The organism is Kiloniellales bacterium (assembly GCA_030064845.1).
GTDB lineage: Bacteria > Pseudomonadota > Alphaproteobacteria > Kiloniellales > JAKSDN01 > JASJEC01.
Genome location: JASJEC010000083.1, coordinates 18017 through 27596 on the forward strand (window position 1 = coordinate 18017; position 9580 = coordinate 27596).

8 protein-coding genes are annotated in these 9580 nt (G+C 67.9%); 6 read left to right on the forward strand and 2 right to left on the reverse strand.

All coding sequences use genetic code 11. From position 1 onward, the window contains the following. Positions 1 to 78: 78 nt before the first annotated feature. The gene (locus tag QNJ67_20525; GenBank protein MDJ0611372.1) at positions 79 to 1377 is read left to right on the forward strand and encodes an FAD-binding oxidoreductase; all 1299 of its coding nucleotides are present in this window, start codon (positions 79 to 81) and stop codon (positions 1375 to 1377) included. 166 nt (positions 1378 to 1543) lie between these two features. On the opposite strand, the gene QNJ67_20530 is transcribed toward QNJ67_20525, so the two are convergent. Beyond that, a complete protein-coding gene (locus QNJ67_20530) occupies positions 1544 to 2377 on the reverse strand; it encodes an aldo/keto reductase (GenBank protein MDJ0611373.1) in 834 nt (277 codons plus the stop codon). 171 nt (positions 2378 to 2548) lie between these two features. Next, the gene (locus QNJ67_20535) at positions 2549 to 4111 is read right to left on the reverse strand and encodes a trimethylamine methyltransferase family protein (GenBank protein MDJ0611374.1); all 1563 of its coding nucleotides are present in this window, start codon (positions 4109 to 4111) and stop codon (positions 2549 to 2551) included. A 119-nt stretch (positions 4112 to 4230) separates the two neighbouring features. On the opposite strand from QNJ67_20535, the gene QNJ67_20540 reads away from it, so the two are divergent. From QNJ67_20540 to QNJ67_20560, 5 genes are all read left to right on the forward strand, one after another. Next, the gene (locus QNJ67_20540; protein ID MDJ0611375.1) at positions 4231 to 6321 is read left to right on the forward strand and encodes an FAD-dependent oxidoreductase; all 2091 of its coding nucleotides are present in this window, start codon (positions 4231 to 4233) and stop codon (positions 6319 to 6321) included. Next, positions 6318 to 7454 carry a ring-hydroxylating oxygenase subunit alpha gene (locus tag QNJ67_20545; protein MDJ0611376.1) on the forward strand — a complete coding sequence of 379 codons (1137 nt, stop codon included), beginning with the start codon at positions 6318 to 6320 and terminating at the stop codon, positions 7452 to 7454. The genes QNJ67_20540 and QNJ67_20545 overlap by 4 nt, the downstream gene beginning before the upstream one ends. Further along, on the forward strand, positions 7454 to 8212 hold the full coding sequence (locus QNJ67_20550) for an SDR family oxidoreductase (protein ID MDJ0611377.1): 759 nt from the start codon (positions 7454 to 7456) through the stop codon (positions 8210 to 8212). The genes QNJ67_20545 and QNJ67_20550 overlap by 1 nt, the downstream gene beginning before the upstream one ends. Before the next feature lie 75 nt (positions 8213 to 8287). Continuing rightward, positions 8288 to 9253, forward strand: coding sequence for a PDR/VanB family oxidoreductase (locus QNJ67_20555; protein MDJ0611378.1), 966 nt, complete (start codon positions 8288 to 8290; stop codon positions 9251 to 9253). Further along, positions 9250 to 9580: SDR family NAD(P)-dependent oxidoreductase (locus QNJ67_20560; GenBank protein ID MDJ0611379.1), on the forward strand; the 331-nt coding region annotated here is incomplete at its 3' end. The genes QNJ67_20555 and QNJ67_20560, both read left to right, overlap by 4 nt.

Below are 9580 nucleotides of genomic sequence, written 5' to 3' on the forward strand. Positions count from 1 at the left end.
GATCGAGCGAATGCTTTGGCCTATGCTCTGTCTCTGCGAGGCTGGCCTCTGCGGGGCCGGCTCGGCGGGAGGGAAGACGTGTCAGCGGATCTCTTTACATCTGACTACAAGGACCAGCCCTACTGGTGGGATCGCACGCCGCGCCCGGACCTGCCCGAGATCGCGCTGCCCGAGCGGGTCGATGTGGCGGTCATCGGCTCGGGCTTCACCGGGCTCAACGCCGCGATCCAGACCGCGCGGGGCGGCCGCGAGACCCTGGTGCTCGATGCCGAGGCGGCCGGCTGGGGCTGCTCGACGCGCAACGGCGGCCAGATCAGCACCAGCCTCAAGCCTTCTTACGACGCCCTGGCGGCCAAGCTCGGCGCTGAGAAGGCCTTCGCCATCCTGAAGGAGGGCCACAACGCGCTGGAGTGGATCGGCGACTTCGTGGAGTCCGAGGGCATCGACTGCGACTTCGAGCGGGCCGGCCGCTTCTACATGGCCCACAATCCCGTCGCCTACGACAAGCTGGGCGAGAAGTTCAGCAAGCAGGCCAAGGGCCTGGAAGTGCCCTTTCACATGGTGCCCAAGGCCGAGCAGCATCGGGAGATCGGCAGCGACTTCTATCACGGCGGGGTCGTCTTGCCGCGCCACGCCTCGCTCGACCCGGCACGCTACCACCAGGGCCTGCTCGAGCGCGCCACGGCGGCGGGCGCGACCGTGATCCCGAACTGCCGCGTGACCGGCTTCGAGCGCGACGGCCAGGGCTTCCGGATCGCCACGGCGCGCGGCCGCGTTCAGGCGCGCGACCTGGTGGTCGCCAGCAACGGCTACACCGGCGCCATCACCCCCTGGCTCAGGCGCCGGGTGATTCCGATCGGCAGCTACATCATCGCCACCGAGCCCCTGCCGGAAGAGCAGATGGACCGTCTGATACCGAACAACCGGGTGCTCACCGACACGCGCAAGCTGGTCTACTACTACCGGGCGTCGCCCGACCGGACCCGGATCCTCTTCGGCGGCCGGGTCTCGCTCAAGGAGACCGATCCCAAGGTCAGCGCGCCCAAGCTGCACGCCGACATGGTCGAGATCTTTCCCGAGCTGGCGGGGACCAAGGTCAGTCACTCCTGGATGGGCTTCGTCGCCTACACCTTCGACGAGATGCCCCATATCGGCCGGCACGAGGGCGCCTACTACGCCATGGGCTACTGCGGCTCGGGCGTCTCCCTGGCGAGCTACTTCGGCATGCGCCTGGGACAGCAGGTGCTGGGCCTGAAGGAAGGCAAGACCGGTCTCGACGAGCTCGCCTTCCAGACCCGGCCGCTCTACCAGGGCGACCCCTGGTTCCTGGCCTACACCATCGGCTACTACCGCTGGCGCGACCGCCAGAACCGCTGACGTCGAAACCCAAAAGGGAGAATTCACCACAGAGACACAGAGGACACAGAGAACCAAAAAGGATTTGGTTGCGCGCAAAGCGCGCCGGAACAAACCCTTGGTTTTTCCTCTGTGTCCTCTGTGTTCTATGTGGTGATGCTTTAGGTTTGGTTGTTTCTTGATCGTTTCAGATGATGGCGAGCGGGCTCGGACCGCGCGGCGGAGGGAAGGCCGCGTCGATCGCCGCGAGATCGTCGCCGTCGAGCGCGAGGTCGGCGGCCTCGGCGTTGGCCCGGAGGTGCGCCGGGTCCGAGGACTTGGGGATCGCGATGACGTCGTCGTGGCGCAGGACCCACGCCAGGGAGACCGCGGCCGGCGTGACCCCGTGCTTCTCGGCGACCGCGCTCAAGGCCGGGTCGCGCAGGACCTCGCCCTGGCCGAGCGGCGAGTAGGCCATGATCGGGATGGCGTGTTCGCGGCAGGCCGGCAGCAGGTTCCACTCGATGCCGCGCTCGCCCGGATGGTAGAGCACCTGATTGGTCGCGCAGCCTGCCCCGGCTTCCAAGTCCAGCAGTTCCGCCACGTCGACGCTGTCGAGGTTGCTGACCCCCCAGTGCCGGATCTTGCCGGCGGCCTTGAGGCCCTCGAAGGTTTCGACCGTCTCCGCCAGGGGAATGCCGCCGCGCCAATGCAGCAGGTAGAGGTCGAGGGTCTCGACCCCGAGGCGCGCCAGGCTGCGCTCGCAGGCCTCGACCGCGCCGCGGCGCGAGGCGTTGTGGGGATAGACCTTGGAGACCAGGAAGACCGCGTCTCGGCGGCCGTCGATCGCCTCGCCGACGACCTCCTCGGCGCCGCCCTCGCCGTACATCTCGGCGGTGTCGATCAGCGTCAGGCCGAGATCGAGGCCGAGCTTGAGCGCGCGCACTTCCTCGGCCCTTTGGCCGGCCTGCTCGCCCATACGCCAGGTGCCCTGGCCGAGGGCCGGGACCGACTCGCCGCCGGGGAGTGTGACCTGTCGCATCTGTTGATTCGCTCCCTTGAATCGCGTTTTTTGATCAACGTCATCCTTCGACAGGCTCAGGATGAGGGTAAGTCTTCAAATCATCTCGCCCTCACCCGCGCGTAGCGCCGGGCTGCGCCCCTTGTCGAAGGGTGATGGTTGCCGGTCGTGGCGCGGCGGTCACGCATGCGCCTACAACCCGTCCCGCGCGATCTCTTCCTTGCGTTTCGCCATGAAGGCTCGGAGCGCCGCGTCGGTTGCCGGGTCGAGCGGCGGCTGCTCGTAGTCCTTCAGCATCTGCTTCCAGATCCCGTTGGCGCGCTCGGCGGCGGTCCGCGCGCCGTCCTCCTGCCAGGTCTCGAAGTTGCGCCAGTCCGAGACCAGCGGCGGATAGAAGGCGCTCTCGTAGCGCTCCAGGGTGTGGGCCGCGCCGAAGAAATGGCCGCCGGGCGGCACCTCGCCGATCGCCTCGAAGGCGAGCTGGTCGGCGTCGACCCTCAGCGGCTCGAGCCACTCGGCCATCATCTGCAGGATCTCGGCGTCGACGATCAGCTTCTCGAACGAGCCCACCAGGCCGCCTTCGAGCCAGCCGGCGGCGTGGTTGACGATGTTGGTGTGGCCCATGACCGCGGCCCAGATCGACATCTCGCTCTCGTAGGCGGCCTGGGCGTCGACCGCGTTGGAGGCGTTGGTGCTCGACGAGCGGTAGGGCAGGTTGTAGCGCCGCGCCATCTGACCGCCCGCCAGTGTCGCCTTGACATACTCCGGCGTGCCGAAGGCGGGCGCGCCGGTCTTCATGTCGACGTTGGAGGTGAAGCCGCCGTAGACCATGGGCGCGCCCGGCCGCACCGTCTGGATCAGAGCGAGGCAGGCGAGCGCCTCGGCGTTCTGCAGCGCCAGCGCGCCGGCGATGGTGGTCGGCGCCATGGCGCCCAGGAGCGTGAAGGGCGTGACGATGATCGCCTGGCCGGCTTCGACCAGGACCAGCATGCCGTCGGTCAAGGGCTCGTCGAGCTGGCGCGGCGAGTTGGTGTTGATGTTGCCCGTCAGGATGACCTGATCGCCGCCGGGCAGGTCCTCAACGTCGATGCCATGGACGATGGCCGCCATGGTGAGGGCGTCCCGAGCCCGGGCCGCGCCCAGAAGCGAGGCGCCGTGGACCTTGTCTGTCAGAGTCGCCGCGGCGTAGGAGCGGTCCAGGTGCCGGGTCTCCACCGGCAGGTCGAGGGGCTCGAAGGAGCCGCCACCGCCGATATGCAGGATGTCCAGCATCTGGATCAGGCGAATGAAGTCGCTGAGCTCGGCCATGGTGCCGGCCCGCCGGCCGCGGTCCAGGTCCGAGGTGAAGGAGGGGCCGCCGACCGGCGCGAAGTTGATGTTGTTGCCGCCGATGGTGAGAGACTTTTCGGGATTGCGCGCCTTGTAAGTGTAGCTCGGGCGCGACGTCCTCAGCGCCTCCTCGATGAAGCCCGCTTCGAAATGAACCATGCCTTCGCCATGATCGACGCTGTTCCCTGCCTGCGCGAGGATGTCCCGGGCACGCCGCGAGTGGATCATCATGCCGTGGACCCGGAGGATCTTCAGCGAGGCCTCGTGGATCGCCTCGACCTGGTCCGCCGAGAGCGGCTCGATCGGCGCATAGGGGTTGACCGTGCGCTTGAAGGGCCGGAGCGTGACCTTGGCCTGCTCCGCCGCCCGCTCCGCACGGTTGCGCCGTCTCGCCCTCGCTGTGCCCGCCTTGCCCGGCCGTGGCATGACCTCTCCGGTCCGCTTGATTCGATGGAATGGATCGCGTCGAGTTTGCGATACAGAATCTTCGGCGGCAGCCTAGAGTGATGCCGCTTGAGAAGGCAAGGAGCAGGAGCGCCATCGCGATGGCCCGGGACCCGCGCTACGACATCCTCTTCGAGCCGGTGAAGATCGGCCCGGTGACGGCGCGCAACCGCTTCTACCAGGTGCCCCACGCCAGCAGCACGGGCAACGACTGGCCGCATATCCGGGCCGGTCTCCGTGGCATCCGGGCCGAGGGCGGCTGGGCCGTGGTCTGCACCGGCTACTGCTCGATCCATCCGTCGGCCGACGACCTGCCGCGGCGCTATGCCCGACTGTGGGACGAGGACGACGTGCGCAACCTCGCGGTCATGACCGAGGCCGTGCACGAGCACGGCGCGCTCGCCGGGGTCGAGCTGTTCTACGGCATGTCGACCACCAACAACCGCCTGACGAGGGAGATGCCGCAATCGCCCTCGGGTCTGCAGTACCTGTCGGGCACGGGCGGCGGACAGTTCCCGCTGCAAACGCGGGCCATGGACAAGGAGGACATCAGGACCCTCAGGCGCTGGCAGGTCGACGCGGCGAAACGGGCGCAAAGAGCCGGCTTCGACCTGGTCTATGTTTACTGCGGCATGGGTTTCGGGCCCTACCAGTTCCTCTCCCGCCGCACCAACCGGCGGAGCGACGAGTACGGCGGCGCGATCGAGAACCGGCTGCGCCTGCTCAAGGAGATGATCGAGGACACCAAGGAGGCCGTCGGCGAGACCTGCGCCGTGGCGGTGCGGCTCTCGGTGGACGAGCTCATGGGTCCGCTCGGACTGCAGTGGGAGGACGAGGGCAAGGCGGTCTTCGAGCACCTGGGCGAGCTGCCGGATCTCTGGGACCTCAAGACCTTCGGCTACCGCGACAGCTCCAACGCGCGCTATTCCGAGGAAGGCTATCAGGAGCCCTATGTCGCTTTCGCCAAGCAGATGACGAGCAAGCCGGTGGTCGGCGTCGGCCGCTTCACGTCGCCCGACGCCATGGTGTCGCAGGTCAAGCGCGGCGTGCTCGACCTGATCGGCGCGGCCCGGCCCTCGATCGCCGATCCCTTCCTGCCCAGGAAGATCGAGGAGGGGCGGCTCGAGGACATCCGCGAGTGCATCGGCTGCAACATCTGCTACTCCTGCTACCACGATGGCGTGCCGATCCGCTGCACCCAGAACCCGACCATGGGCGAGGAGTGGCGCCGCGGCTGGCATCCCGAAGTCATCCCCGCCAAGGCCTCGGAGGACGCGGTACTCGTGGTCGGCGGCGGGCCGGCCGGGCTCGAGGCGGCGCGCGCGCTCGGGCAGCGCGGTTATGCCGTGACCATGGCGGAAGCCGGCACCGAGCTCGGCGGACGCCTGCTGAACGAATCGCGCCTGCCGGGCCTCGCGACCTGGATCCGGGTGCGCGACTGGCGCCTTGGCCAGCTCCGGGCCATGACCAACGTCGAGCTCTACCTCGACAGCCGTCTGGAGGCCGAGCAGGTCCTCGAGTTCGGCTTCCCGCGCGTGGTTCTGGCGACCGGCGCCGCCTGGGTGCCGGCCCTGATGGACCGGCGCATGGTGGCGGTCGATCCGCCGAACGGCGCCAGAGTGCTCACGCCGGACGACGTCTACGGCGGAACCGGGATCGCCGGGCCGCTGGTGATCTACGACTTCGAGCTCTACGTGACCGGAAGCTGCCTGGCGGAGCGCCTGGCGGAAGAGGGGCACGCGGTAACCTTCGTGACGCCCGGGGACGAGGTCTCCGGCTGGTCGCGCAAGACCCACGATCAATGGTATGCCCAGAGCCGCCTGATCGAGTGCGGGGTTCGTATCGTCACCGGCCGCTTCGTGACCGGCTTCGACGGCGCCAGCGTGGCGACCGCCTGCAAGTACACGGGCCGGGAGGAAAACATCGAGGCGGCCCATCTGCTGACCGTCGGCGCGCGCAGGCCGAACGATGCGCTCTACCAGGCGCTGAAGGGCAGGGCCGGGGACCTCGAGGCCGCGGGCATCCGCTCGCTTCAGAAGATCGGCGACTGCGATGTGCCCGGCGCCGTGGTCCACGCCACCTATGCCGGGCACAAGCTGGCCCGGGAGTTCGACCTGCGGGCCAACGAGGCGCCGGCGTTCAAGCTGGAGCGCGCGGCGATTGAGATGTTTCAGGAAGGAGGGGCTCCATGACTCTGCAATCCCAAGAATTTTCGCGCATCAAGGCGGGCTTCGACACGGCACCGCAGCGCTCCTGGTCCCTGCCAGGCCGGTGCTACACCGAGCCGCGCTATCTGGAGATCGAGAAGCAGGCGATCTTCCATCGGACCTGGCAGTTCGTTTGCCACGCCGAAAAGCTGCGCGAGCCGGGCAGCTACCTCGCCTTCGAGGTCCAAGGCCAGAGCCTGCTCGCGCTGCGCGACGGCGAGGGCGCGTTGCGCGCTTTCTACAACGTCTGCCAGCACCGGGCCCACGAGCTGCTTAAGGGCGAGGGCAAGGTCAAGATGATCACCTGTCCCTATCACGCCTGGGCCTACGGCCTCGACGGCAAGCTGCGCTCCGCCCGCCGGGCCGAGTACGTGGAGAACTTCAACAAGAGCGAGATCTGCCTGATGCCGGTGAGGATCGAGGAGTTCTGCACGCTGATCTTCGTCAACCTCGATCCCGAGGCCCCGGCCCTGGCCGAGCTGTCCGGAGATCTGGCCACGGAGATCCACGCCTGGGCGCCCGACCTCGACCGGCTGACCCACGCCTACCGGCTGACCTACGAGATCGAGTCCAACTGGAAGAACGTCGTCGACAACTTCCTCGAGTGCTACCACTGCCCGACGGCGCACAAGGACTTCGTGAGCCTGGTCGAGATGGACACCTATTCGGTCAAGACCCACGGCATCTATTCCAGCCACATGGCCAAGGCCCGCAAGACCGACAACTCGGCCTACGCCATCGAGGGCGCCGACGTTACCGACCACGCGGTCTGGTGGCTCTGGCCGAACACCTGCCTCCTGCGTTATCCGGGCGAGGGCAACCTCATGGTGCTCAACGTCGTGCCGACCGGGCCGGAGACCACCTTCGAGACCTACGACTTCTACTTCCTGCACGGCGAGCCCAACGCGCAGCAGAAGGAGGCGATCGACTACATCGACCGGGTGCTCCAGCGCGAGGACATCGAGATCGTCGAGAGCGTCCAGCGCGGCATGCGCACGCCGGCCTACGAGAGCGGGCGCTTCATGACCGACCCCGAGGAAAGCGGGCTGAGCGAGCACGGTGTGCACCATTTCCACGGCCTGCTGCTGGACGCCTACGAGTCGGCGGTCGAAGCGTGATGGCGGGCGGGGAACGGCTGGCCGGCAAGGTCGCGCTGATCACCGGCGGCACCGGCGGCATCGGCACCGCCGTTGCCGGGCGCTTCGCCCGGGAGGGGGCGGAGGTCGTGGTCGGCGACCTCGCTCCGGCCGAGACCGGCGACCATGTCTTTCAGCAGCTTGACGTAACCTCCTCGGCCTCAGTGCAAGAAGCCATGGCGGCGGTCGAGGCGCGCTTCGGCCGGCTCGACGTGTTGGTCAACTGCGCCGGTATCGAGATCGAGAAGACCATCGAGGAGACCAGCGAAGCCGACTGGGACCGCCTGATCGCGATCAACCTCAAAGGCACTTTCCTCACCTGCAAGCACGCCCTGCCCCTGTTGCGCAAGGCGGACGGCGGGTCGATCGTCAACTTCGGCTCCTACGACGGCTTCATGGCCGACCCGGCCCTGGCGGCCTACTGCGCCTCCAAGGGCGGCGTGCACGCGCTGACCAAGGCTATCGCGGTAGACCACGGCCCCGAGGGCATCCGCTGCAACGCGGTCTGTCCGGGCTACATCGACACCCCCATGCTCCAGTCCTTTTTCGGCGAGGCCGGCGACGTGGAGAGCTTGAAGCAGGAGATTTGCCACATACATCCCGTGCGACGCTATGGAACGCCGGAGGACGTGGCCAACCTCGTGCTCTGGCTGGCCTCCGACGAGGCCGGCTATGCCAGCGGCCAGCTCTGGGTCCTGGACGGCGGCCTCACCGCGCAGGCGCAACAGATGCGCCTCTGATCAATCGCGAGACTTGCGTCGGGAAGGACGGGCGGTGTATTGCCGCCTGCTGAGAGTTACGTGGAGGACGTGGTGATGTCGTCGCTTACCGAGAGGCCGCTTCTGGTTCGGCGGGTGCTGCAGGAAGCCGCTCGGATCCGCTCCTACGAGCTGGTCGCGCAGGATGGTGCGGATCTGCCGCCCTTCGAGGCCGGTGCCCACCTCGTCGTCCACCTGCCGAACGGCATGGCGCGGCAGTACTCGCTGTGCAACCAGCCGGGCGCCAACGGTGTCTACCAGGTCGCCGTCCTGCGCGAGCACGAGGGGCGCGGCGGCTCGGCCTGCATGCACGACCAGGTCAAGGAAGGCGACGTCCTGCCGATCTCCGGGCCGGACAACAACTTTCCCCTGGCCGCGGCCGCGACCAGGCACCTCCTGATCGGCGGCGGTATCGGCATCACCCCGATCCTGGCCATGGTGCGCCACCTCCATGCCAAGGGCGCGGACTTCGAGCTGCACTACTGCGCGCGCAGCCCCGAGGAGGCGGCTTTCGCCGAGTTTCTGAAAGCGGCGCCCTTCGCCGACCGCGTCCGCTTCCACTACGACGGCGGCGATCCCAGCAAGGGGCTCGACGTGGCCGCTCTGCTGAAGGCGCCTGCGGCGGGCACGCACCTTTACTGCTGCGGGCCGACCGGCCTGATGGACGCGGTCCGCGCCGCCTCGGCGCACTGGCCGGCGGAGAACGTCCACTTCGAGTCCTTCAAGGCGACCCAGAACTTCGACACTGCCGACGACCAGAGCTTCGAGGTCGTGCTGGCGAAGAGCGGAGAGACCTATAAGGTGCCGGCCGACCGCACGATCCTCGAGGTCCTGGAAGACCACGGCCATAGCGTCGATTCGGTCTGCCAGGAAGGCATCTGCGGCGCCTGCCTGACCGACGTGGTCGAGGGCGAGCCCGAGCACCGCGACGAGGTGCTGACCGACGAGGAGCGGGACTCCAACAAGCTGATGACGATCTGCTGCTCGCGTTCCAAGTCTGCTCGCCTGGTCCTGGACCTGTGACCGGCCGCCTGGCCGGCAAGGCGGCGCTGGTTACCGGCGGCGTCCAGGGGATCGGCCGGGGCATCGTCGAGCGTTTCGTCGCGGAAGGCGCGGAGGTCCTGACCTGCAGCCGCAGGGAACCGGCGGAAAGCCTTCCGGCAGAGGCCCATTGGCTCAGGGCCGACGTTTCGGTGAAGGCCGAGGTGGAAGCGCTGCGCGACGCGGCACTGGAGCGTTTCGGCCGGATCGACATCCTGGTCAACAACGCCGGCATCCAGATCGAGAAGACCGTCGCCGAGACCAGCGACGCGGAGTGGGACGCGCTGATCGGCGCCAATGTCCAGGGCG